Raw genomic sequence first — 23448 nt, 5'->3', positions numbered from 1 at the left:
TCTAACAATGGATATATCAATAATAATTCCTGTTTATAATAGTTCTGCTGGATTGGAAGAACTTCAGAGGCGCATTTCAAGTGCGCTGACAGGAGGAGGGCAAGAACTTGATTATGAGGTAATTTTGATTGACGATCATAGTAAAGACAACAGCTATGAGGTTATGAAGGAATTGCACAGGAGAGACAAGCGCTTTAAAATTATGCGTTTAATGCGAAATTTTGGGCAGCATAATGCGATTATGTGCGGTTTGAATCATGCAAGCGGAAAATATATCATTACAATGGATGATGATCTTCAAAATCCACCCGAAGAGATACCACGACTCCTGGCGGAAATAAAGAAAGGCTATGACTGCATCATCGGCAGGCCTTTAGAAAAAAAGCATGCCAAGTACCGCAATTTGGGCAGTTATGCTATCGGTAAATGCTTCGAGATTATTTTTGGCAAGCCAGCGGATCTTAAGATGTCCAGCTTTCGGATTCTTAATCGGCCGCTAGTAGACGCAATTATTGCTTCAAAGGGCCCGAATCCAATGATTGACGCTTTAATTCTCAGCAGCACAACCAATATAATAAATATAGATGTACAGCATGATATTAGAAAATATGGCGCATCCAACTACTCATTAAAAAAGAGCTATAAGCTGGCATTGAACCTGCTTGTAAATTACTCAACGATTCCCTTGCAATTTATAAGTATTAATGGCTTTATTTTTGCTATAGTGGGGCTTCTTATCGCGATTTATGTTGTATGCGGCAAAATTTTTGGCTGGATTAATGAAGTGGGCTGGGCGAGTATAATCGCGCTGATCAGTGTGTTTTCTGGCTTGATCTTAATCTCCTTTGGAGTTGTTGGTGAATACCTGATACGTATTATTGGCCAAGTATCGCATTTCCGGCAATATGCCGTGAGAGAATCTTCGTTTCATGATGATGGGCATAACAAGGAGGCATAAGACGGCTGTGGAAATTGTAGCAAACAGAAGTAGTTGTGAATGGCGCCTTACGCCATGGGACAGCAGGGTGTTCGGCTTTCCTACCTCGGAGAGCAGAAATATTCAGTACACGGATGCTGAGATAACGGACTTATTCTTTAAGATTGATGGGATTAATGAACAAGAGTCGGTGAAACTCACCTACTTTAGACATGATTCCAACGATCAATTGCTGAAAAGAGCGGCATTAGAGAATGGATACAGCATCAAAGAATTCTCGTTATACACGTATCACAATAATGTATCCAAAATACCTCAATCACCTAGAAAGCTTGATTTTCGCAAGGCAACTCGTGATGATTTGAAGCAAATTCAACATATAGCAGCCACTTCATTTACTCATGGCAGATTTCACGAGGATCCATTCGTTAATTATGAGTTTGCCCAACGCCGATACGAGAATTGGATTGCAGACTTAATGGATACAGAATTTTATGTTTTTGATATTAAGAATCAGGTAGGCGGCTTTTTCAGCTATGCCATCAAGGATAATGAGATTGAGATGCCTATCTCAGGGCTTTCGCAAGACGCGCTCAGATTGGGCGGATTTCTATGGGTCAATATGTTTCATTTTATTCATGAGAAAGAGAAGATAACAAAGATAAGAAATCTGATATCTGGCTCTAACATAGCTGTAATGAATTTATATGCAAGACTGGGTTTTACTTTTGAGCAGCCTATGTTTGGTTATCATAAATTTTATTAAACCAGGAGGAATACTAAAGTGGAAAACAAATTGAGAAAGATTTTTGCCGAGACGTTGAATATATCAGAGGAACAAGTAACAGATGGACTTGAGTACAATAGTATTCCTGAATGGGACTCGATCTCTCATATGGCGTTGATCGCTACTTTGGATGATGAGTTCAATATTATGATGGAAACGGAAGATGTTATTGATTTGAGCAGCTTTGCCAAGGCGAAGGAAATACTGTCCAAATATGGAGTGCAATTTTAATGTTATTAGAAAATAAAGTCATATGGATCACTGGAGCTTCCCGTGGCATAGGAAAGGCAAGTGCATTGAGGCTGGCCTCTGAAGGAGCGCTACTTGTTCTTGCAGCAAGAGATGAAGCGAAGCTGAATGAGACCGCGGATGAGATTGAACAACAAGGGTGTAGCCGCCCGCTTGTGCTGCCTTATGATGTTTCCAATGTACAGTCGGTCAAAGAGGCCTTCGGAATGTTTCTAAAGCATCACAAAAGACTGGATGCCATGGTGAACAATGCAGGGATATTGGAAGAGGCTCTTCTTCCGATGATAACACCAGAGCAAGTAGATCGAATTTTCGCTATTAATGTGTATGCTACTATATATCATATGCAGTACGCTTCAAGAATAATGATGCGGAACAAATCCGGCTCAATCATTAATCTGAGCTCCATTATCGGACAAGCTGGCAAAGAAGGGTTAACCGTTTACGGAGCAAGCAAAGCGGCAATCGTTGGTGCAACCCTATCCGCATCCAAAGAACTTGCTCCCTTTAATATCCGGGTAAATGCGATTGCTCCAGGCTTTATTGATACGGATATGGTTCAGACTCTTTCTGAGCAGAAGTATCAGGAACGTGTGAGCGCTATTAAGATGAGAAGAGCGGGAACTCCGGAAGAAGTTGCGAATACAGTGGTCTACTTATCCTCTGAATTATCGACATATGTGACCGGACAACTGATTGGTGTTAATGGAGGTATGCTGGAATGAGTTTTTGGAAGTTAAATCATCCGAAAGATCAGGCTGCTGTTATTCAGAATGGCCGAACGTACACCTATGGCGACCTGAATGATATGGTTGGAGAATTAAAGAATACGATTGAAGCTTCGGATAAACAACTCATGTTTATTCTATGCAGCAATACATTACCGAGTCTTGCTCTTTATTTGGCCTCCCTTCAAGGAGGCCAAACTGCGTGCTTGTTGCCTTCTAATATTGAAGGCTCTTTGTTCGATCATTTAGTTGAAGTATACAGTCCGAGGTGGATATGCCAACCATCCAATCTGCGGATTGTAGAAGGATACGAGAAGGCGCACACGGTATTAGACTATGAAGTCATGCAGCGTGAAGTTAAGGAACCTTCTGTTATGCACAATGACTTGGCGCTGTTATTATCGACGTCAGGAACGACCGGCAACCCTAAGATGGTGCGCCTATCGTATGCGAATTTGCAATCCAATGCGGAATCCATTGCTGAATATTTGGAGCTAACTTCTGATGAACGTCCGATCACGACGCTTCCGATGCAGTACTCTTATGGATTATCTGTGATCAACAGCCATCTTCATGCGGGTGCTTGCCTTGTATTAACGGAAACTGCGGTCACTTCAAGAGAGTTCTGGGATCAAATCAAGGAACACGAGGTTACATCCATTGCAGGAGTTCCTTATATTTATCAAATGTTAAAAAGATTGCGTTTTGCTGAGATGGAGCTGCCTTCCTTACGGACGTTAACACAAGCAGGAGGGCGATTGGATATCGGGCTGCAAAGCTACTTTGCGGAACTGAAGAACAGCAAGAATATGAAATTTTATGTCATGTATGGGCAGACGGAAGCTACTGCAAGAATGAGCTATATACCGCCTGAGAAGCTTGAGCAGAAGCTCGGTTCTATTGGGGTGGCGATTCCGGGTGGACGATTGGAGATAGATGAAGAGGGCCAATTGATCTACCGGGGAACGAATGTCATGATGGGCTATGCGGAATCCAAATCAGAGCTCTCTGCTGGCGACGTGAATGAGGGCAGGCTTGAAACAGGAGATTTGGCGGAACAGGACGGAGACGGCTACTTCTACATCGTCGGCCGAATGAAACGCTTCATCAAATTATTTGGGCTAAGAATCAACCTTGATGATGTAGAGAAGCTTATTGAGAAAGAAATCGGCCAGCAGGCCTATTGCGTAGGCAATGATACCAAGATGGGCGTATATGTCCAGGATGCCGGTTTGATCGGTCAAGCAAAGGATACCATCCTATCTCATTATCACCTGCATCCGACCTCGTTTAAAGTCGAGTATCTCGAACAAATTCCAAGGCTTGAAACAGGCAAAATAGATTACAAGCTTCTACAATCATTGGGGGGATTGGAATGACCCTTGAGCAGTTGTTTCAAAGCAATCCATATGAAATGAAGGCAGAAGACAAGAAGAAAATGATGTTTCAGGAAATAAGCTCACTAACCAAGCTGCACCGGGAACGATGTGAGCCGTATGAAAATATCAACAAGGCGCTTCCAGCTCAACATGAGGAAGGGATGATCGAGGATCTCCCGTTTCTGCCAGTGCGTTTATTTAAGCTGGCGGAGCTTAGAAGCGTGGAAAAAGAAGCTGTTATCAAAACACTTACATCAAGCGGGACGACGTCACAGGTTGTGTCGCGAATTTTTCTGGATAAAGAAACGTCGCTGTTTCAGACCAAGGCGCTGGTTACAATCGTGAAGTCATACCTTGGCAATCAACGGCTGCCCATGATCATCGTTGACTCCCCTAATGTAATTAAAGATAGAACTTCCTTTAGCGCACGTGGGGCCGGAATTATGGGATTGATCAATTTTGGCCGCAATCATTTTTATTTATTGAATGAATCCATGGAGATTAATTGGGAAGGTCTTGAGCAGTTTCTGGAAGCTCACAAAGGGCAGGAGATATTGCTTTTCGGCTTTACCTTTATGGTTTGGAAGTATTTCTATAAGGCAGCCCTGGAGCAAAATAAAAAAATATCACTCGGAAAGAGCATCCTGATTCATAGCGGCGGATGGAAGAAGTTGTTGGATGAAGCAGTCGATAACGAGACGTTCAAATCGCGGATCAAGGATCAATTAGGGATTGAAAGAATACACAATTTTTATGGAATGGTGGAACAGGTAGGCTCCATCTTTATGGAATGTGAGCATGGCAGACTCCATACGCCATCCTTCGCGGATTTATTGGTTCGCGATCCCCAGACGCTTGAGGTGCTGCCTAATGGAGAGCAAGGCATTATTCAGGTGATGAGTCTGCTGCCGAGAAGCTATCCCGGCCATAACTTGCTTACGGAAGACCTGGGAACCATACTCGGTGAGGATAACTGCCCTTGTGGACGCCATGGAAAAAGCTTTGTCGTACATGGCAGATTGCCAGCTGCCGAACTACGAGGATGTAGCGACACGCATGCCTTTGATTCAGGAGGAAACAATGGAAATACTAGTTCCCAGATCTGATGCGGCGAATTGGGAAGAGCGCCTTCGCGGAATGAAGAACGTTCCGCCGCTATTGCCCTTCGAGGAAGTGATGATGGATTTCATCCAGAGCCTGTCCAGCCGCATTCTCAAAAACCAAGGCTTTAGAAAGTATCCAGAACTAATGGCGATGTCCTACTGGCTAAGAAAAGCGCATCTTCATGAAATTCAAAAAAACTATGAAACGAAGAAACAGGGACGCATTTGGCTCCCTAGAGGACTGGTGCTTCATTTTGCGCCATCCAATGTAGATACAATATTTGTGTATTCGTGGTTCCTGTCTATGCTCGTTGGCAATTACAATGTGGTGCGGATCTCTCAACGAAGAGGAGAGCAAATTAATCTGCTGCTGGAGCTTCTGTCTGATTTATTACAAGAGGACAAGTACAAGGCCATCGCTGAACGGACTTTAGTTGTAAGCTACGGTCATGATGAGGCGATCACCCAAACCTTGTCAGATGCTTGCAACGTCAGAGTGATCTGGGGCGGAGACGAGACGATCAGAACCATCAGGAAAACGAATTTGCCTCCCCGGGCTACGGAGATGGTATTTGCCAATCGCTTCTCCATGTCGGCCATCCAATCGGCTGCTTTATTGAGCATGACGGATAGCGAACTGATACAAGTTGCCAATGACTTTTATAATGATGCATACTGGTTTGATCAGATGGCATGTTCTTCTCCACGGCTGGTCGTGTGGGTAGGCGCGGATGGGCCTGCAGAGCAAGAAGCAAGGTCTAGATTTTGGAAGGCGGTCAAAACAGTTACGGTGCAAAAGGGCCATTACTGGCAACCTTCTGTTGGGATGAACCGTCTAGTAGAAGGCTACTCCTATGCTTCACAAGGGCTGGTCACACAACTCTCTACTGCACATAGTGATGATCCGTACCGGGCCACCCTTAAAGATTTCTCGGCAGCAATTAAGGAGGATCATTGCGGTGGAGGATTTTTCTTTGAATTGGCTGTTGAGGAATTAAGCCATGTTCTGGAATGCCTGGATCAGAGAGATCAGACGCTGGCTACATTCGGGTTTAGTGAAAGCGAGCTGACAGAGCTTGCCTGGAGGTTGGGCGGCAGAGGGATTGACCGTATCGTGCCGATTGGCAGAGCGCTTGATTTTAATGAAGTATGGGACGGATATGATTTACTTGCTTATTTAACTCGTGAAGTGGTTGTCCAACATTGATATGTATAGAATTGGAGTATAATCGTTATGGGATATATCTACATTCTTGGAACCATTATATTTACTGTTTACGGCCAGCTTATGCTGAAGTGGCGGATTTCTAAATACGGGAGCCTGCCTGAAGGGCTTATGGACAAGTTTTTATTTTTGTTCAAGCTGCTGCTCGATCCATTAATTTTTTCCGGCTTTGTATCGGCTTTTGTAGCCTCGATCTTCTGGATGGCGGCGATGACGAAATTTAATATAAGCTTTGCCTATCCATTTATGAGTCTTTCTTACGTTCTTGTTTTCATGTTCTCTGTTTATCTTTTCAAAGAACCCGTTACAGCATATAAGGTTATAGGTTTGGCCTTCGTTGTAGTAGGAATAATAATATCGAGTAGGTCGATGACATGATACCATTTAACAAGCCCGCAGTGACGGGTAAAGAAGCTGAGTATATTCAAGATGCCATCTTAAACGGCAAGCTCTCCGGAGATGGCGCCTATACGAAAAAATGTCACGAATGGTTTGAAGCCCAGTTCTCCGCATCTAAGGCATTGCTGACGACCTCATGCACACATGCCTTGGAGATGGCTGCGATATTGGCCGGGATCAAAGAAGGCGACGAGGTCATTATGCCTTCTTACACATTTGTTTCTACGGCAAATGCCTTTGTTCTGCGGGGAGCCAGAATCGTTTTTGTCGATGTGCGCCCGGATACGATGAATATGGATGAGAAGCTGATCGAGCAGTCAATCACATCCCGCACCAAAGCAATTGTACCCGTGCACTATGCGGGTGTATCTTGCAACATGGATGTCATAATGAGTATCGCCGCGAAATACAACTTATGTGTTATCGAAGATGCCGCTCAAGGTGTAATGAGTACTTATCAAGGCAAATACCTCGGTACGATTGGCCACTTTGGCTGTTATAGTTTCCATGAGACTAAAAACTACAATTGTGGTGAAGGCGGCGCTCTTATTATCAATGATGAAAGCTATATAGAGCGTGCAGAAATCATTCGGGAGAAGGGAACTGACCGCTCACGCTTCTTCAGAGGGCAAGTAGATAAGTATTCGTGGGTCGATATGGGCTCTTCTTACCTGCCGAGTGAAATTAATGCCGCATTCCTGTACGCTCAGTTGGAACATGCAGAGCAGATTAATAATTACCGCTTGGATTGCTGGAGCGCATATTACCAAGGGCTGAAAGCATTAGAGGAAAAGGGACATCTTTCACTGCCTTTTATACCTGATGATTGTGTTCATAACGCGCATATGTTCTATATTAAAACAGCCAATTTGGAAGTCCGCACCAGATTGATCGACTATCTGAAGGAACAAGGGATTCATTCCGTGTTTCACTATGTTCCGTTGCATAGTGCTGATGCGGGGCGGCAATTCGGGGAGATGGCTGGAGAAGACCGCTACACGACGACGGAGAGCGAGCGCTTACTGAGGCTTCCGCTATATTATGGCTTGAAGCTTGATGAGATCAGTAAAGTTGTTCAAACCATACAAAGCTTCTATCAAAAAGAATAGAGGGTGAAGGAATGAAAGGCATAATTCTTGCAGGTGGCACAGGGTCCAGGCTGTTTCCACTGACTAAGGTTACTAATAAACACTTACTCCCAGTGGGTAAATATCCGATGATATTCCATTCTATTGCGAAGCTCAAAGAAGCGGATATTAATGATGTTCTGATCGTGACGGGCAAAGAGCATATGGGGGATGTCGTTAATCTTCTCGGCAGCGGGCACGAGTTTGGAATGACCTTCACCTATAAAGTTCAGGATGAAGCAGGCGGTATTGCGCAAGCTCTGGGCCTGGCGGAACAGTTTGTCAATGGATCCCAAATGGTTGTTATCCTAGGAGATAATGTGTTTGGCGATAGCATTGCAGCCTTCACCAAAAATTTCTGCGAGCAAGGCAGCGGTGCGAAGATTCTCATTCAAGAGGTTCACGATCCGCAGCGTTACGGGGTTCCTGAACTGGATGGGGAGAAAATTGTCTCGATCGAAGAGAAGCCGAAATCACCTAAAAGCAACTTCGCCGTTACCGGGATTTATATGTACGATAGTCGAGTGTTTGACATCGTTCGTACATTAAAGCCTTCAGGTAGAGGCGAGCTTGAAATAACCGATGTGAACAACGCATATATTGAGTGTAATGAGCTAACCTATGATGTTTTGCGGGGTTGGTGGACGGATGCCGGTACGCACGCTTCTTTAATGCGCGCGAACGAGCTCGCCAAGGATATCGTGTTCGGAGAAGAGTTCGGAAAGTTAAAACTTTAAGAAGAAAAGGGTGCTTGCAAAATGAATGTGATTGAATCAAAGCTCCCTGGTGTAAAGCTGATTGAACCTGCGGTGTTTGGAGATCACCGGGGATTCTTTGTAGAGAGCTATAATGATGCTGTATTTAAGATGAATGGCATCGACCATGCCTTTGTTCAAGACAATCATTCCTTGTCTGTAGAAGCGGGCGTTCTGCGCGGACTTCACTATCAACTAAATCCTAAAGCCCAGACGAAACTCGTTAGAGCAACAGCCGGCGCAATCTATGATGTAGTCGTTGATATTCGACAGGGGTCTCCAACATTCGGACAGTGGCAAGGCTTTATTCTTAGTGCAGCCAACAAGCGCCAGCTCCTTGTTCCTCAAGGGTTCGCCCACGGCTTCTGTACACTTGTGCCCAATTGTGAAGTGCAGTACAAGGTGGATGCTCTTTATTCTCCAGAGCATGATCGCGGCATAGCATGGAATGATCCGGCTCTCGGTATCGATTGGCCGACAACTCAGCCAATATTGTCTGATAAGGATACGAAGCATCCGCTGCTTGCTGAAGCGGAGATGAATTTTCTCTATGAAGGGTGAGTTTGAACGATGAAATTATTCATTACTGGCGGCGCCGGATTTATAGGAAGCAACTTTGTATTATACATGGCGAAGCAATATCCCGATTACCACATCGTAAATGTTGACGCGCTTACTTACGCAGGCAATCTGGAGAACCTGCGCGCTGTTGAGCAAAATCCGAATTACCGTTTTGTGAAAGCCGATATTGCTGACCGCGACGCATTGGAGCCGCTGTTCGCTGAGGGGATCGACATTGTCGTCAACTTCGCCGCAGAGTCTCACGTTGACCGCAGTATTCTTCATCCGGACATCTTCGTCCGCACGAATATTATGGGCACTCAGACGCTGCTTGATCTGGCGAAAAAGTATAACGTTGCCAAGTTCGTTCAAGTGTCCACGGATGAAGTGTACGGGACGCTTGGCGATACAGGCCTCTTCACGGAAGAAACGCCACTGGCTCCGAACAGTCCTTATTCGGCAAGTAAAGCGGGTGCGGATCTGCTTGTCCGTGCCTACCACGAAACGTTCGGCATGAACGTTAATATTACGCGCTGCTCCAATAATTATGGACCGTATCAATTCCCGGAGAAGCTGATTCCGCTCATGATCCAGAACGCACTGAACGACAAGCCGCTGCCTGTCTATGGGGATGGCCTTAATGTCCGCGACTGGCTGTATGTCGAAGACCATTGCAGCGCAATCGATCTTGTGCTGCATAAGGGTGTGTCAGGGGAAGTGTACAACGTAGGCGGGAACAATGAGCGCAACAATCTTCAAGTCGTTCGTACGATCCTGGCCGAGCTGAACAAGCCGGAATCGCTTATCAATTACGTTACGGATCGCCTGGGACATGACCGCCGCTATGCGATTGATGCAGACAAAATCCGCAATGAGCTGGGCTGGTCGCCCAAATACGATTATGAGAATGGCATCAAAGAAACGATCCGCTGGTATCTCAGCAACAAGGAATGGATGGAGCAGGTTCTATCCGGTAGCTACCAGCAATACTATGCGACCCAGTATGGAGAGCGTCTGGGGACGAATTCGTAATGAACAATAACCATATGCGGATTCTTGTAACAGGAGCTAATGGGCAGCTGGGCCGCGAGCTTGTGAATCTGTCTCTTGACGGCATTGAGATTCGCGGCTTCGGCCGCGATACGCTGGACATTACCAATCTGGCACAATGCCGTGAAGTATTCGCGGGCTATAAGCCGCAGATTGTCATCCATTGCGCTGCGTATACAGCTGTTGATAAGGCCGAGTCCGAACCGGACGAGGCTTTTCGCGTTAATGCTGTGGGCACGCGCAATGTGGCGGTTGCAGCAAGGGAGATCGGAGCCAAGCTGTGTTATATAAGCACGGATTATGTGTTTGACGGGATGGGCAGCACCCCGTATAACGAGATTGACCGCACCAATCCAAGGACGGTATACGGCAAGTCCAAGCTTGCTGGCGAGCAAGCGGTAACCAGTCTGCATGACCGTTATTTCATCGTAAGAACCTCATGGGTGTACGGCAAATACGGCAATAACTTTGTGCAGACGATGCTGAAGCTGGCTGGTGAACGCGATCATTTGAAAGTCGTTCATGATCAGGTCGGCTCGCCTACTTATACGCTTGATCTGGCACTCTTCCTGCTGGAGCTTGCTGGAACGGATTACTATGGCATTTACCATGCTTCCAATAGCGGAGTATGCTCCTGGTATGAATTCGCACAGGCGATCTTCGAAGATAGCGGGCTAACGCGGATGCAACTGGAGCCTTGTACGACGGATGAATTTCCGCGCCCTGCCCCAAGGCCGGCCTATTCGGTTATGGATCACTCGGCGATTCGCACGAATGGGCTCGCCGACCTTAGACATTGGCGGGACGCACTCAACCATTATTTAAAAGGATGATTACTAGACTATGACTAGAACCGCGACTGCGAGTGTATGCATCGTAACCTATAACAGTGAATCGGATATAGAGCGGTGCCTGCAAGCTGTTCTCAGACAGTCGCATCCCATCGAGCGGGTTATTGTGATCGACAATGCATCCTCTGACCGTACGTGTGAGGTTGTTCGCCGCTTTGATAGTCCCGTACAGCTAATAGCCAACCGTGAGAATAATGGCTTCGCAGGGGGCCAGAATCAAGCGATAGGCCAGACCGATTCGGATTACGTCCTCGTCCTGAATCCCGATGTAGAGCTTCATCCCGATTACTTGACGATCATTATCGATCACATGGAACGGCATCCCCGTATAGGGAGTGCTACAGGACAGCTCGTTCTCGCTTCTGATCCCGGCATAATTGACAGCACCGGTATCGAGATGGGGAATTCTCGCAAGGCATGGGATCGGGGAGCGGGTGAGGCAGCATCGGGGTGGAGCCGGTCCGGTGATGTGTTCGGCGTCTCTGGCGCAGCTTCTGTATATGCGCGGAGAATGATTGAGGACATCAAGATGGACGGGCAGTTCTATGACGAAGCCTTCTTTGCCTACAAAGAAGATGTAGATGTTGCATGGCGGGCCCGTCAGCTTGGCTGGCAGGCCTATTACGCGGCGGAAGCCAGAGCCACTCACGAGCGCGGCTGGAAATATACCGGACGCAAAGGGCGAAAGAGGATTCCGCTGTTCCTTAGAAAGCTGTCTTACCGCAACCGATTGTTCATGATAATCAAAAATGAGCCAGGCGGCTGGAAGTTGTTGGCGACATTGCCGCGATTGCTGGGGCTGGAATTGCTTCAACTCGGATACGTCACTATTTTTGAACCCGGATTATTGAAGTGCTGGGTGGAACTTATTCGTGCCTTTCCTCGTCTGTTAAGACAGCGGAAGAAATTGAACGGGCAAATTGCCCGAATAAAGTAAGAAGTTAACAATACTGAGGGTTGGTTCCCTCTTCTTTTTTTGATACAATAATGATAGATTCGACAATAAAACTAGAGGACAAGGAGTGAATACCGAAGTGATCCGACAAAATCAACGATTTCTGACTCAAATATATGTGCTCTCGGATCTGCTGTGCACACTCTTGATGTTCTTGTTCTCGTACTGGTTGAAGTTTGGCAGCGGATTGATGTCACACTACAACACACTTCCTCTCAAAAACTATCTCCTATGGGGAACAATATATTCGTTTGCAGCAATATTAATCGGCTTCTATGTGCGGTTCTACGCGCCGAGACGGCGGAAGAGTCCATCCTATGATGTGCTGAAGATCATACAGGTGCACGGCCTTAGCTTTCTCGGCTTGCTGAGCATCCTGTTTATTTCGAAGGAAGTTCATATATCCCGCGAGTTTCTGGCGATCTTCATCGTTGCGAATATTACTGGCATGATTGCTTACCGTTATATTGTGAAGAGCGTTCTGTCTCGTCTTAGACGGAAGGGCTTCAATAAGCGCTATGTGCTGATTCTTGGAGCGGGGTCGGTCGGCCGCAGCTTCTACAACAACCTGATGCAGCACCCCGAGCTTGGTTATGAGGTTATCGGCTTTCTGGATGATTTCCAGACGGCGCATGATCAAGAGCACAGCCATATGAAGCCTATTGTCGGTACGATTGACGATCTGGATGACACGCTGGACAAATTCATGATTGATGAAGTGATTATTGCACTGCCGCTTAAAGCGCATAAGAAATATGCCCGAATCATTGATAAGTGCGAGCGTACCGGGGTCAAAACATTAATCATTCCCGATTTCTTCGACCTTCTGCCGGCTCGGCCATTCTTTGATAACTTTGCGGGGCTTCCTATGATCAACGTCAGGGATATTCCGCTGGATGAGCTGAGCAACAGGCTTCTCAAGCGGGTATTCGATATTGGCTTTTCGCTGATCGCAATCATTCTGACTTCGCCGGTCATGCTGGCCGTCTGGATTGGAATCAAGCTGACTTCGCCAGGTCCGGTTCTCTTCAAGCAGGAGCGTATGGGACTTGACCGCCGTAATTTCTATATGTACAAATTCAGGTCTATGCATGTGTCGGATCCGAGTACTGCCGATACACAATGGACCGTTGAGAATGATCCGCGCCGGACGTGGTTTGGCTCCTTCCTGCGCAAGACGAGTATCGATGAGCTGCCGCAGTTTTTTAATGTGCTGGTAGGTCATATGAGTGTAGTGGGACCAAGGCCTGAACGTCCTTATTTCGTAGAACAGTTCAAAGAAGAGATACCGAAATATATGATCAAGCACCATATTCGTCCAGGAATTACCGGATGGGCGCAGACGAACGGACTTCGCGGCGATACCTCGATTGAGGATCGGATCGATCATGATATTTTCTACATCGAGAACTGGACGTTCTTATTCGATATCCGAATTATCGTGAAGACCATAACGAATGGTTTTGTAAACAAGAATGCTTACTAATAATCTAGTGTCGCCCAACGTGTCTGTTATTATTCCGACTTACAATGCTGGTCCGGCATTGCAAGTGCTGCTCGACCGATTGCAGCAGCAGACGCTGCAGCCCTGCGAAATCATTGTTGTTGATTCATCGTCTACCGATGGTACAGCGGAGCTTGCGCAACAATACGGCGCCCGTGTCTTCACTGTGCTGCAGAGCGAATTCGATCACGGGGGAACACGGAATTATGCGGCTGGTCTTGCCAGAGGAGACATTCTTGTGTTTATGACTCAGGATGCGATTCCGGCTGATTCATCCATGCTCTGCGAGCTGACCCGTCCGCTTCAGGATGAGAGGGTGGCATGCTCTTACGGGAGGCAGCTGGCAAGAGCGGATGCAACCATTCTGGAGCGGATGATGCGGGAGTACAACTATCCGGAAGCATCGGCGAGCAAGGACAAGTCCCATCTTCCACAGCTGGGAATCAAGACATTCTTTTGCTCCAATGTATGTGCTGCTGTCCGCAAGGAGACATTCGTTGAAGCGGGACGATTCCCGGAGCCGGTTATATTCAATGAGGATCTGTTCTTCGCGGCCAAATGTATACTTCAAGGCTACAGCGTCGTTTACGCGGCCAAGGCGCAGGTTATTCATTCGCATAATTACTCGCTTATGGCGCAGTTCCGGCGTTTCTTTGATAATGGAGTATCCATGCGGAATAACGAATGGGTATTTCAATACTCGGCAGTAGGCAAGGAAGGCATGAGCATGATCCGCAACCAGCTGCAATCGCTGCATCGCCAGCGTCAATGGAAGTGGATGCCCAGACTTGTTGCCGAATCGGCAGCCAAATTTCTGGGCTACCAGTTGGGCAAGCGTCATCGGCAGCTGCCGAACACGCTCTGTGTCAAATTCAGCATGCACCCTAGAATATGGGGCAAGATGAGTATGGCAACAGGCGGTATAGCCGAGAAGCAAGGATAGATAGTACCAAAGCTCTTCAGGAGCGCGATGCTCTGCTCTGGATGGTGATCAGGAGGGCTTGGATTTACGGAAGATGAGCTGGATCCGCTCAAAATTATCGGGCTTATGGAAGTTGCAAAAAAGGAATAAATGATTAAGCAGCAGCACATAGGCAGTTCAGCCAGAACCTGACGAGAAATCGTCAGGTTTCTTTGTTTTTCGCCAAGGAAGCGCATACAATTACATCATAGACGCAAGTGACAGCTTTTGTTATAATTGTGAGGGAAATTTCACCAAGGCGCGAAGGCTCCAATTCCCGCCCCTATAACGACGCATGGAGGCGATTGTGTGGAGAAGTACATTAACAATTATGTCATTGTTGCGATCTTCATTGTGCTCGGCATCCTGCTTCCGGTAGTAGCTTTGACAGTCGGACGTATGCTTCGGCCGAATAAGCCGAACGAAGAGAAGAAGACCACCTATGAGAGTGGCAACGAGCCTGTAGGGGAAGGCCAGGTTCGCTTTAATGTGCGTTATTACTTGTTTGCGCTGATGTTTGTCATATTTGATATCGAGACCGTTTTCCTATACCCTTGGGCCGTGGCATATAATCAGCTCGGCCTTTTTGTGCTTGTCGAGATGGCGATCTTCGTCAGCCTCCTGCTTATTGGGCTTATCTATGCTTGGAAGAAGAAGGTGCTCACATGGAATTCAATTTAGAGAAGATCACACCTGAAGAGCGACGCGAACTGGAACGCAACGTATTTATGGGGACGCTGGACCAGCTTAAAGCCTGGGCCCGCAGCAACTCACTATGGCCACTAACATTCGGATTGGCCTGCTGTGCCATCGAAATGATGGGTACTGGCGCATCTCATTACGACCTTGACCGCTTTGGCGTTATATTCCGTACGTCGCCGCGTCAGTCGGATGTCATGATTGTTGCCGGAACGGTGACGAAGAAGATGGGACCGCTGTTAAGAAGACTTTACGACCAAATGCCGGAACCGAAATGGGTGATTGCGATGGGTTCCTGCGCTACTGCCGGCGGCCCCTATGTGAAGTCATATGCGGTTATGAAGGGCGTCGATCAGATCGTGCCGGTCGATGTATACATACCAGGCTGTCCGCCGAATCCGGCGGCGCTTATTTACGGCATCAACAAGCTTCAGGAGAAGATTCGCTATGAGGCGAAGACCGGGAAGCGGGTGACGAGCCGATGAGCGAGGAGAGGGACAAGACCGCAGGGATGCCCTCATCCGGCGATACCGTCGGAACAGCGGGCGAAGCTCCGAAGGAAACAGCCGGCACAGTCGAAGGCAAGGAGCAGAGCGGACAGGAGCAAGCTTCTGCCAATGCAGAGCCTGCCGCTCCGGCAGCGCCATCTTCTGCAGAGGCCAGTGCTGCGCCAGTTGTTGATCCTGAGCGTGAGGCGAAGCTGAAGGCTGCTGCGGAGGCGCGCGAGGCGCGGGCAGCGGCCAAGGCCAAAGCCGAGAGCGAGGCAGTGCCGGAGGAGCCTAAGGCGCCATCGCCGAAGCAGCCGATTCTGGATGCTGCTGTCGGGCTTATTCGAACAGAGGTCGCGGAGGATGCTGTAGAGGAAGCTTATATTAATGAATTGAACGGACATATGCCTGTCATTGTTGTCAAAGGAGATCGCTGGAGCGAGGTCGCAGCATTGATGAAAAACCATGCAGCGCTCGGGTGCAACTATTTGCGCAACGTGACGGGTGTTGATTGCGAGACACATATGGAGGCGGTCTATCACCTCGTCTCCCTTGAGAGCAAACAGGATTATGCGATTAAGATCAAGACGGATCGGGAAGCGCCATCCGTTGCATCGGCTACGCCGATCTGGGCGACGGCCAATTGGAATGAGCGGGAGATCTATGATCTGCTCGGCATTAATTTCCCCGGCCATCCCGACATGCGCCGTATTATGATGCCTGATGATTGGGTCGGTCATCCGCTGCGCAAAGACTATGAACCGCTCGATCCGGAGGTGTAACAAGCTGTGATTCGTACAGAAGAACTGCTGCTTAACGTCGGTCCGCAGCATCCCAGCACACATGGCGTGTTCCGTATTATCGTCAAGCTTGACGGCGAGGTCATAACGGAAGCGATACCGGTAATGGGCTATTTGCATAGGGGCACCGAGAAGCTCGCTGAGGATTTGAATTTCACACAAATTATTCCTTATACAGACCGGATGGATTACGTCTCGGCAATGACGAACAATTATGTGCTCTGCCATGCGGTGGAGACGATGATGGGGCTTGAAATTCCTGAGCGCGCCGAATTCATGCGTCTCATTGTTATGGAGCTGCAGCGTGTTGCCAGCCATCTTGTCTGGTGGGGTACTTACCTGCTTGATATTGGCGCGATGAGCCCGTTTCTCTATGCATTCCGCGACAGGGAGATGATTATCGACTTCTTCAACGAGCTGTGCGGTGCGCGTCTGACCTATAACTATATGCGTGTCGGTGGTGTGAAGTGGGATGCTCCAGAGGGCTGGCTCGACAAGGTAAGAGATTTCGTTCCCTACATGGAGAAGAAGCTGGACGAATATAACAACCTCGTCAGCGGCAATGAAATCTTCCTTGCCCGAATAAAGGGAATTGGCCAATATGACGCACAAACGGCTATAGACTATGGCCTGTCAGGCGCGAACCTGCGCTGTACAGGTGTTGATTGGGATTTGCGGCGGGCGGAGCCATACAGCTTGTACAACCGCTTTGAATTCGATGTTCCGCTTGGCAAGACGGGCGATTGCTATGACCGCTATCTGATCCGCCTGGAAGAGACGCGCCAGTCGCTGCGAATTCTGAAGCAAGCGCTGGAGCAGATTCCTTCCTCCGGAGAGGTGATGGGCAAGGTGCCCCGCGTCATCCGGCCGCCTGCTGGAGAAGTGTATGTCCGTATCGAGTCGCCGCGCGGAGAGATTGGATGTCATATTATCTCGAAAGGGAAAGCGGAGCCGTACCGGTTGAAATTCCGCCGTCCATCCTTTGTTAACTTGCAAATTCTGCCCAAGCTGCTCGTCGGGGAGACGATGACGAACCTCATTACAATTCTGGGCGGCATTGATATTGTCGTCGGGGAGGTAGACGCCTGATGGGTACTTGGCTGGACGAGACATTGACTTGGGGCAATGCGCTCATTTTCTTTCTATGGGGCGTTATTCTCCTGGCCATCGTGCTTGGCTTCGTTACATATGCGATCTATTTCGAGCGGAAGGTTATCGGCTGGATGCAGCTTAGAATTGGCCCCAATCGGGTAGGGCCACTAGGATTGCTGCAGACGGTTGCCGATATTTTGAAGCTTCTGATTAAAGAAGATACGATACCGCGAAAGGCCGATCGGATGCTGTTCATCCTTGCGCCTGCGCTGGCCTATGTGCCTGCTTTCGCGGTGCTGGCGGTTATTCCCTATACGCAGGATTTATATTTTGCTGACATTAATGTCGGGCTGCTCTATTATGTTGCGCTGTCCGGCATCTCCACCATTGCGATTGTAATAGGCGGATGGTCATCCAATAACAAGTATGCGCTGCTTGGCGGCATGCGTTCCGCAGCCCAGATGATCAGCTATGAAGTTCCTCTTGTCATATCTGTTGTCGGAGTCGTAATGATGACGGGAAGTCTGAACCTCCGCATCATCGGCGAGCAGCAAGGCAACTGGTTCTGGGAGTGGAACTTCCTTCCGCAAATTATTGGCTTTGTCGTATTTATTATTGCTGCCGTATCGGAGCTTAACAGGACGCCATTCGACCTGCCGGAGGCGGAATCGGAGCTGGTGGCCGGTTATCACGTTGAATACAGCGGATTCCGCTTCGCATTCTTCATGCTGACGGAATATGTGTACGTCTATGCGATCGCGGCACTGACGACAGTATTGTTCCTTGGCGGCTGGCATGCGCCAGCGCCCTTCCTTGATTTTGTACCGGGCATTATCTGGTTCCTGCTCAAGTTCTCCTGCATTGTATTCTTCCTGTTCTGGCTGCGGGCGACGATGCCGCGTATTCGGGTGGATCAGCTGATGGGCTTCGGATGGAAGGTGCTTCTGCCGCTTGCTATATTGAATGTATTCATTACGGCTCTGTACCTGGAGCTGTTCATTAAAGGATAACGGGGGGATCAGGAATGAAAGGACTGTTGAAAGGGCTTGGCGTCACGTTCAAATCGATGACCGCGAAGAAGGTCACTACATCCTATCCCGATGTGCCGTTCGTGATGCCCGACCGGTTCCGGGGCATTCAGCATTTCGAGCCTGACAAATGCATTGTCTGCAATCAATGCGCGCGTGTATGCCCTACGGAATGTATTACGCTGACAGGAAAGGCGAATCCGGATCCGGAGAAGAAAGGCAAAGTTATCGACACGTACGATATTAACTTTGAGATTTGCATTTTGTGTGATTTATGCACGGAAGTGTGTCCGACGGAAGCGATTGTGATGACGAATAACTTTGAGCTTGCCTCCTACAGCCGCGACGAATTGTTCAAGGACCGCGAGTGGCTGGACAACAATAACCGCAATGTGCGCCAGGACAATAACAATATCGGCGCTCCTGCCGCTGCTAAGGGGGGAGCCAAATAACGATGTTTAACATGGATTGGACCGGTGAATACGTTGCTTTCATTGTGTTCTCCGCTGTTATTATTAGTGGCGCTGTGTTCATGATCAACTTCACCAAGGTTGTTCATATGGTCGTTTCCCTGGCTGCCGTATTCATTGGAATAGCTGGCATGTTCGTGCTGCTGCAAGCCGAATTTCTCGCCTTCGTGCAAGTGCTCATCTATGCAGGAGCGATCTCCATCCTTATGATCTTCGGTATTATGATGACGAAGCATGGGGATCGTGAAGCTGAATCGAAGAGCAGGCTGCATAAGATAGCGGCCGGGATCGGGGCGATCGCATTATTCGGAATTTTGTTCTATGCCATTCGCCAGACGGAGTTTCCGGCACAGGAGCAGCCGCTGCATGGCGCAGAGGACAATGCGATGGAGATCGGCAAGCTGCTGTTCACTGGTTATGTCGTGCCGTTCGAGCTTGTATCGGTGCTGCTCACTGTCGCGTTTATCGGGGCAATCGTGCTGGCGAAGAAGGAGGCGAATGAGTAGATGCTGTCTTCCTATCTAATGGTGGCCGCGATTTTGTTCTGTATCGGCTTGTATGGTGCGCTTGTTAAGAAGAATGCAGTTATCGTGCTGCTCTGTATCGAGCTGATGCTCAATGCAGTGAATTTGAACCTTGTAGCGTTCTCCAAATATGGTGTCGGGGCGTCGCTTACGGGTCAGATGTTCACACTGTTTACAATTGCTATTGCAGCGGCTGAAGCTGCTGTAGGCATCGCAATACTCATTGCGTTGTTCCGCGCTCGCGGTACAGTTAATGTCGACGATTACGACGAGATGAGGAGGTAAGCCGAAGTGAATACGATGTTCTCGGAGATTGCATGGCTTATCCCTCTTTTCCCCTTTGTTGCTTTTCTGCTGCTGCTTGCGTCCGGCCGGAGCGGGCAGGGGCTTGGCGTTACAATCGGAACGGTTGGGTCTCTTGCTTCGCTCGTTCTCTCCATCCTCGTCTTAATGGAGCATATGAGCGATGGGAGCAAATATTATCAGGACGGCTTCAAATGGATTGATCTGGGCAGCTTCCAATTAAACATCGGGTATGAAGTGACCAATTTGTCGGCGCTTATGCTCGTTGTCGTGACGGCTGTCAGCTTTCTGGTCAATGTTTATTCTGCTGGCTACATGAAGGGCGATGAGCGGATAAGCACCTTCTACAGCTATATTGCACTCTTTACGTTCTCCATGCTTGGGCTTGTACTGGCCGATAATATGCTCACCCTCTATATTTTCTGGGAGCTTGTAGGGGTATGCTCCTTCCTGCTTGTCGGCTTCTGGTTTACCAAGCCGGCTGCGAGAGCTGCGGCGAAGAAAGCGTTCATCGTTACAAGGATCGGTGATGCCGGACTGCTGATTGCGATTCTTCTGCTGTTCTGGTACATGCCCGATCACGCGCTCGATTTCGTGCGGATCGAGAATGTATTCGAGGGTCAATCCGGTACAGTGGCTGCAGGAGTAACAACGCTGATCGCTATATTGATTTTTGTCGGCGCGGTAGGCAAGTCGGGTCAATTCCCGCTGCATGTATGGCTGCCGGATGCTATGGAAGGGCCAACGCCGATAAGCGCGCTCATTCATGCTGCTACAATGGTTGCCGCTGGCGTTTATCTTGTCGCACGGACATTTGATATCTTTCAAGCTTCTCCTGCGGCGATGGAGACAGTGGCCTATGTTGGCGGCTTCACGGCGCTATTCGCAGCGACAATCGGTATTGCCCAGAATGATATCAAACGCATTCTGGCTTACTCCACGGTAAGCCAGCTCGGTTATATGATGATGGCGCTTGGACTCGGTTCTTTGACGGGCGGCATATTCCATCTGTTCACGCATGCCTTCTTCAAGGCGCTGCTGTTCCTTGGCGCAGGCAGCATCATTCATGCTGTACATACGCAGAACATTAACGAAATGGGCGGCCTGGGATCGAAGATGCGCATTACCGCCTGGACATTCGGCATTGGCGCCTTGGCGCTGTCCGGCATACCGCCATTCTCAGGCTTCTGGTCCAAGGATGCGATTCTTACGACAGCGCTGCATGAGAATCCGGTCTTGTTCGTCGTCGGCATAATCGCAGCATTCTTCACCTCGTTCTACATGGCCAGATTGTTCTTCCTTGTGTTCACAGGGAGACCTAAGGGAGAGGGGCGTATTCATGAATCCTCGCTGACGATGACCATTCCGCTCATCATATTGGCGGTGTTCGCGATCGGAGCCGGATTTGTCGAAACGCCATGGAACAATACGTTAGGCGAGTGGTTGACGGGTGCCGCAGGAGCTGACCATTCCGGCAGCGGTCTGGTCATGGTGGTCTCGACGGCTGTCGGAGCGCTCGGCATCTACTTGGGCTGGCTCGTATTTGTCAAAGGGACGATTGCCCGGGATGCGGTATCCTCACGTGCTCCATGGCTTGTTGGTTTGCTGGAGCGCAAATATTATATCGATGAAATCTATGCGGCAGTTATCGTCAAACCGCTGCGCGGACTTGGCAGTCTGCTGAATGCAATCGATCAATACATTATCGATGGCATCATTGCCATTATCGGCGGAACAGCCGTGCTTCTGGGACGCGGCGGCATTCGTCTGCAGAACGGACAAGTGCAAACCTACGGCCTGATTACCGTACTGGGACTTGTCATCCTCATCATTGCGGTCGTTGGAAGGAGGTTCTGGTCATGATATCCGAGCTGCCGATATTGTCACTCATTACCTTCTCCCCTCTAATTGGTATTATCATTCTTGCTTTGCTTCCGAGAGGAAGCAGCCGCTGGCTGCGAGTAACTGCGATTGGAACAGCGATCCTTCCGCTGCTGCTCTCATTATGGCTGTATGCCGATTATGACAGTGCAAAGGACGGAAAGCCTTACGAAGAGCAGGTCACATGGGTCGATACACATTTCGACCGATTATCAGACGGTGCCAGCAACTCTTTATCGTTCAAGCTGCAATATCATATGGGGATTGACGGGTTGTCGCTGCCGCTTTTGCTGCTGACGACGATTGTCGCTCTTATGGCTGCGCTTGCCTCTGTGCACATCAAGAAAAGATGGAAGTCATTTTATATCTGGTTTCTGCTGCTTGAAATCGGCATGATGGGCGTCTTTATGGCGCGGGATGTCATTCTATTCTTCGTCTTCTTCGAGATGACGCTTATACCGATGTTCTTCCTGATCGGCATATGGGGTTATATGGGGAGAGAGAAAGCGGCGAACAGATTTCTTATTTACAACGGCATCGGATCGGCCATTATGCTCATTGCTTTCGTGCTGCTGATCTCGACTGCCGGCTTCAGCATTGAGAGCGAGTCCGTGCAGTTCTTCAGCGGCAGCTATGATGTAATTAAGGCTAATTTGATGGATCCGCAGGCAGCAGTCAATGCTGCGAGCGCCTGGAATGGGAATTATGGCAATCTGTTCATGTCAGAATCGATGCACTGGACGATTTTTATTCTGCTGCTAATTGCTTTCGGCATCAAACTTCCGATCTTCCCGTTTCATACCTGGATGCTCCGGGTGCATACCGAGGCGCCGCCCTCTATCGTCATGATTCACTCCGGCATTCTTCTGAAAATGGGGGCTTACGGTCTGCTGCGCTTTGGCATCATTCTCTTTCCGGAGCAGGCTCATGAGTGGGCCACGGTGCTGGCTGTGCTGGGTGTCATCAATATTTTGTATGGCGCGGTACTGGCGTTCGTACAGAAGGAATTCAAGCTTGTACTGGCATACTCGTCCATTAGCCATATGGGTATCGTCTTGCTCGGCATCGCTTCGCTCAACGAGATTGGTTTGCAGGGGGCGATGATTCAGCTCGTATCGCACGGTCTAATATCCGCCCTGCTGTTCCTGATCGTGGGGAGTCTGTACGAGCGTACCGGTACGACGGAACTTGGCGAGCTTGGCGGTCTTGCGAGAAGCATGCCATTCATGAGCGGCGTTCTGCTTACAGCGGGTATGGCATCGCTCGGATTGCCCGGGTTATCCGGATTTATCGGCGAATTCCTATCCTTGCTGGGCCTGTTCGAATCCATGCGGATTCTGACCGCAGTTGCAGTGCTGGGCGTTATTCTGACAGCGGTATATGTACTGCGAAGTGTACTTGCCATCACGTTTGGACCTATGCAGGAGAAATATGTCGCGCTGCGTGATGCCAGGTTGATCGAAGCGGTGCCGATGATTGCGCTTGTGGCGTTTATCGTGCTGATCGGTATATTCCCGGCAGTGCTGACAGAACCAATGAAGCATGGCTTTGATACCTTGCTGCAGCAGCTCAGCGGGAAAGTGGGGGGATAG

The 23448-nt window shown here is 48.7% G+C and carries 26 protein-coding genes; all 26 read left to right on the top strand.

The annotated features are described in order from the left end of the window. Positions 1–7 precede the first annotated feature (7 nt). The 26 genes from K0T92_RS09900 to K0T92_RS09775 all read left to right on the top strand — a co-directional run bounded on the left by K0T92_RS09900 (position 8) and on the right by K0T92_RS09775 (position 23448). Positions 8–958 carry a glycosyltransferase family 2 protein gene (locus K0T92_RS09900; RefSeq protein ID WP_219872300.1) on the top strand — a complete coding sequence of 317 codons (951 nt, stop codon included), beginning with the start codon at positions 8–10 and terminating at the stop codon, positions 956–958. 7 nt (positions 959–965) lie between these two features. Beyond that, positions 966–1703 carry a GNAT family N-acetyltransferase gene (locus K0T92_RS09895; RefSeq protein ID WP_219872299.1) on the top strand — a complete coding sequence of 246 codons (738 nt, stop codon included), beginning with the start codon at positions 966–968 and terminating at the stop codon, positions 1701–1703. 18 nt (positions 1704–1721) lie between these two features. Beyond that, entirely contained in the window at positions 1722–1955 is a 234-nt protein-coding gene (locus K0T92_RS09890; RefSeq protein ID WP_219872298.1) for an acyl carrier protein, read from the top strand. Then, the gene (locus tag K0T92_RS09885; protein ID WP_219872297.1) at positions 1955–2698 is read left to right on the top strand and encodes an SDR family NAD(P)-dependent oxidoreductase; all 744 of its coding nucleotides are present in this window, start codon (positions 1955–1957) and stop codon (positions 2696–2698) included. The genes K0T92_RS09890 and K0T92_RS09885 overlap by 1 nt, the downstream gene beginning before the upstream one ends. Then, a complete protein-coding gene (locus K0T92_RS09880; protein ID WP_219872296.1) occupies positions 2695–4080 on the top strand; it encodes an AMP-binding protein in 1386 nt (461 codons plus the stop codon). Before K0T92_RS09885 ends, K0T92_RS09880 begins: the two co-directional genes overlap by 4 nt. Beyond that, positions 4077–5186: a LuxE/PaaK family acyltransferase gene (locus K0T92_RS09875; RefSeq protein ID WP_219872295.1), complete on the top strand. Its 1110-nt coding sequence runs from the start codon at positions 4077–4079 to the stop codon at positions 5184–5186. Before K0T92_RS09880 ends, K0T92_RS09875 begins: the two co-directional genes overlap by 4 nt. Further along, positions 5161–6390: an acyl-CoA reductase gene (locus K0T92_RS09870; protein WP_219872294.1), complete on the top strand. Its 1230-nt coding sequence runs from the start codon at positions 5161–5163 to the stop codon at positions 6388–6390. The genes K0T92_RS09875 and K0T92_RS09870 overlap by 26 nt, the downstream gene beginning before the upstream one ends. Before the next feature lie 27 nt (positions 6391–6417). Then, positions 6418–6786 carry an EamA family transporter gene (locus K0T92_RS09865; RefSeq protein ID WP_219872293.1) on the top strand — a complete coding sequence of 123 codons (369 nt, stop codon included), beginning with the start codon at positions 6418–6420 and terminating at the stop codon, positions 6784–6786. Positions 6787–6806: 20 nt separating this feature from the next. Further along, entirely contained in the window at positions 6807–7916 is a 1110-nt protein-coding gene (rffA, locus tag K0T92_RS09860) for a dTDP-4-amino-4,6-dideoxygalactose transaminase (protein WP_425517645.1), read from the top strand. A gap of 11 nt (positions 7917–7927) precedes the next feature. Continuing rightward, positions 7928–8671, top strand: a complete 744-nt coding sequence (locus K0T92_RS09855) for a sugar phosphate nucleotidyltransferase (RefSeq protein ID WP_219872291.1) — start codon at positions 7928–7930, stop codon at positions 8669–8671. 21 nt (positions 8672–8692) lie between these two features. Further along, the gene (gene rfbC, locus K0T92_RS09850) at positions 8693–9250 is read left to right on the top strand and encodes a dTDP-4-dehydrorhamnose 3,5-epimerase (RefSeq protein ID WP_219872290.1); all 558 of its coding nucleotides are present in this window, start codon (positions 8693–8695) and stop codon (positions 9248–9250) included. Between the two features lie 9 nt (positions 9251–9259). Beyond that, positions 9260–10282 (top strand): dTDP-glucose 4,6-dehydratase, encoded by a 1023-nt coding sequence (gene rfbB / locus K0T92_RS09845; RefSeq protein ID WP_219872289.1) that lies wholly within the window; start codon positions 9260–9262, stop codon positions 10280–10282. Positions 10283–10296: 14 nt separating this feature from the next. Continuing rightward, positions 10297–11133 carry a dTDP-4-dehydrorhamnose reductase gene (gene rfbD, locus K0T92_RS09840; RefSeq protein ID WP_219872421.1) on the top strand — a complete coding sequence of 279 codons (837 nt, stop codon included), beginning with the start codon at positions 10297–10299 and terminating at the stop codon, positions 11131–11133. 10 nt (positions 11134–11143) lie between these two features. Then, on the top strand, positions 11144–12088 hold the full coding sequence (locus K0T92_RS09835) for a glycosyltransferase family 2 protein (protein ID WP_219872288.1): 945 nt from the start codon (positions 11144–11146) through the stop codon (positions 12086–12088). A 97-nt stretch (positions 12089–12185) separates the two neighbouring features. Further along, complete coding sequence (locus K0T92_RS09830; protein WP_219872287.1) at positions 12186–13592, top strand: undecaprenyl-phosphate glucose phosphotransferase; 1407 nt, start codon at positions 12186–12188, stop codon at positions 13590–13592. Continuing rightward, entirely contained in the window at positions 13582–14553 is a 972-nt protein-coding gene (locus K0T92_RS09825; RefSeq protein WP_246628039.1) for a glycosyltransferase family 2 protein, read from the top strand. The genes K0T92_RS09830 and K0T92_RS09825 overlap by 11 nt, the downstream gene beginning before the upstream one ends. A 327-nt stretch (positions 14554–14880) precedes the next feature. Beyond that, on the top strand, positions 14881–15252 hold the full coding sequence (locus tag K0T92_RS09820) for an NADH-quinone oxidoreductase subunit A (RefSeq protein WP_219872285.1): 372 nt from the start codon (positions 14881–14883) through the stop codon (positions 15250–15252). Further along, on the top strand, positions 15237–15755 hold the full coding sequence (locus tag K0T92_RS09815) for a NuoB/complex I 20 kDa subunit family protein (protein ID WP_219872284.1): 519 nt from the start codon (positions 15237–15239) through the stop codon (positions 15753–15755). The genes K0T92_RS09820 and K0T92_RS09815 overlap by 16 nt, the downstream gene beginning before the upstream one ends. Next, complete coding sequence (locus tag K0T92_RS09810) at positions 15752–16540, top strand: NADH-quinone oxidoreductase subunit C (RefSeq protein WP_219872283.1); 789 nt, start codon at positions 15752–15754, stop codon at positions 16538–16540. Before K0T92_RS09815 ends, K0T92_RS09810 begins: the two co-directional genes overlap by 4 nt. Before the next feature lie 6 nt (positions 16541–16546). Continuing rightward, entirely contained in the window at positions 16547–17647 is a 1101-nt protein-coding gene (locus K0T92_RS09805) for an NADH-quinone oxidoreductase subunit D (protein WP_219872282.1), read from the top strand. Further along, complete coding sequence (gene nuoH / locus K0T92_RS09800) at positions 17647–18660, top strand: NADH-quinone oxidoreductase subunit NuoH (protein ID WP_219872281.1); 1014 nt, start codon at positions 17647–17649, stop codon at positions 18658–18660. The genes K0T92_RS09805 and nuoH overlap by 1 nt, the downstream gene beginning before the upstream one ends. Before the next feature lie 14 nt (positions 18661–18674). Further along, complete coding sequence (gene nuoI, locus K0T92_RS09795; RefSeq protein WP_219872280.1) at positions 18675–19130, top strand: NADH-quinone oxidoreductase subunit NuoI; 456 nt, start codon at positions 18675–18677, stop codon at positions 19128–19130. A 2-nt stretch (positions 19131–19132) separates the two neighbouring features. Further along, positions 19133–19654, top strand: a complete 522-nt coding sequence (locus K0T92_RS09790) for an NADH-quinone oxidoreductase subunit J (RefSeq protein ID WP_219872279.1) — start codon at positions 19133–19135, stop codon at positions 19652–19654. Further along, complete coding sequence (gene nuoK / locus K0T92_RS09785; protein ID WP_219872278.1) at positions 19655–19957, top strand: NADH-quinone oxidoreductase subunit NuoK; 303 nt, start codon at positions 19655–19657, stop codon at positions 19955–19957. A gap of 6 nt (positions 19958–19963) precedes the next feature. After that, on the top strand, positions 19964–21838 hold the full coding sequence (nuoL, locus tag K0T92_RS09780; RefSeq protein ID WP_219872277.1) for an NADH-quinone oxidoreductase subunit L: 1875 nt from the start codon (positions 19964–19966) through the stop codon (positions 21836–21838). Further along, complete coding sequence (locus tag K0T92_RS09775; protein WP_219872276.1) at positions 21835–23448, top strand: complex I subunit 4 family protein; 1614 nt, start codon at positions 21835–21837, stop codon at positions 23446–23448. The genes nuoL and K0T92_RS09775 overlap by 4 nt, the downstream gene beginning before the upstream one ends.

Source organism: Paenibacillus oenotherae, assembly GCF_019443105.1.
In the GTDB taxonomy this organism is placed as follows: domain Bacteria; phylum Bacillota; class Bacilli; order Paenibacillales; family Paenibacillaceae; genus Paenibacillus_Z; species Paenibacillus_Z oenotherae.
This window is presented reverse-complemented; position numbering and strand designations above follow the sequence as displayed.

Bases quoted from the DNA above. Each gene is read 5' to 3' on its own strand.
- K0T92_RS09900 (WP_219872300.1), top strand. From the start codon at position 8: ATGGATATATCAATAATAATTCCTGTTTATAATAGTTCTGCTGGATTG.
- K0T92_RS09885 (WP_219872297.1), top strand. From the start codon at position 1,955: ATGTTATTAGAAAATAAAGTCATATGGATCACTGGAGCTTCCCGTGGC.
- K0T92_RS09880 (WP_219872296.1), top strand. From the start codon at position 2,695: ATGAGTTTTTGGAAGTTAAATCATCCGAAAGATCAGGCTGCTGTTATT.
- K0T92_RS09875 (WP_219872295.1), top strand. From the start codon at position 4,077: ATGACCCTTGAGCAGTTGTTTCAAAGCAATCCATATGAAATGAAGGCA.
- K0T92_RS09870 (WP_219872294.1), top strand. From the start codon at position 5,161: ATGGAAATACTAGTTCCCAGATCTGATGCGGCGAATTGGGAAGAGCGC.
- K0T92_RS09865 (WP_219872293.1), top strand. From the start codon at position 6,418: ATGGGATATATCTACATTCTTGGAACCATTATATTTACTGTTTACGGC.
- K0T92_RS09855 (WP_219872291.1), top strand. From the start codon at position 7,928: ATGAAAGGCATAATTCTTGCAGGTGGCACAGGGTCCAGGCTGTTTCCA.
- rfbC (WP_219872290.1), top strand. From the start codon at position 8,693: ATGAATGTGATTGAATCAAAGCTCCCTGGTGTAAAGCTGATTGAACCT.
- rfbB (WP_219872289.1), top strand. From the start codon at position 9,260: ATGAAATTATTCATTACTGGCGGCGCCGGATTTATAGGAAGCAACTTT.
- rfbD (WP_219872421.1), top strand. From the start codon at position 10,297: ATGCGGATTCTTGTAACAGGAGCTAATGGGCAGCTGGGCCGCGAGCTT.
- K0T92_RS09835 (WP_219872288.1), top strand. From the start codon at position 11,144: ATGACTAGAACCGCGACTGCGAGTGTATGCATCGTAACCTATAACAGT.
- K0T92_RS09825 (WP_246628039.1), top strand. From the start codon at position 13,582: ATGCTTACTAATAATCTAGTGTCGCCCAACGTGTCTGTTATTATTCCG.
- K0T92_RS09815 (WP_219872284.1), top strand. From the start codon at position 15,237: ATGGAATTCAATTTAGAGAAGATCACACCTGAAGAGCGACGCGAACTG.
- K0T92_RS09810 (WP_219872283.1), top strand. From the start codon at position 15,752: ATGAGCGAGGAGAGGGACAAGACCGCAGGGATGCCCTCATCCGGCGAT.
- nuoH (WP_219872281.1), top strand. From the start codon at position 17,647: ATGGGTACTTGGCTGGACGAGACATTGACTTGGGGCAATGCGCTCATT.
- nuoI (WP_219872280.1), top strand. From the start codon at position 18,675: ATGAAAGGACTGTTGAAAGGGCTTGGCGTCACGTTCAAATCGATGACC.
- K0T92_RS09790 (WP_219872279.1), top strand. From the start codon at position 19,133: ATGTTTAACATGGATTGGACCGGTGAATACGTTGCTTTCATTGTGTTC.
- nuoK (WP_219872278.1), top strand. From the start codon at position 19,655: ATGCTGTCTTCCTATCTAATGGTGGCCGCGATTTTGTTCTGTATCGGC.
- K0T92_RS09775 (WP_219872276.1), top strand. From the start codon at position 21,835: ATGATATCCGAGCTGCCGATATTGTCACTCATTACCTTCTCCCCTCTA.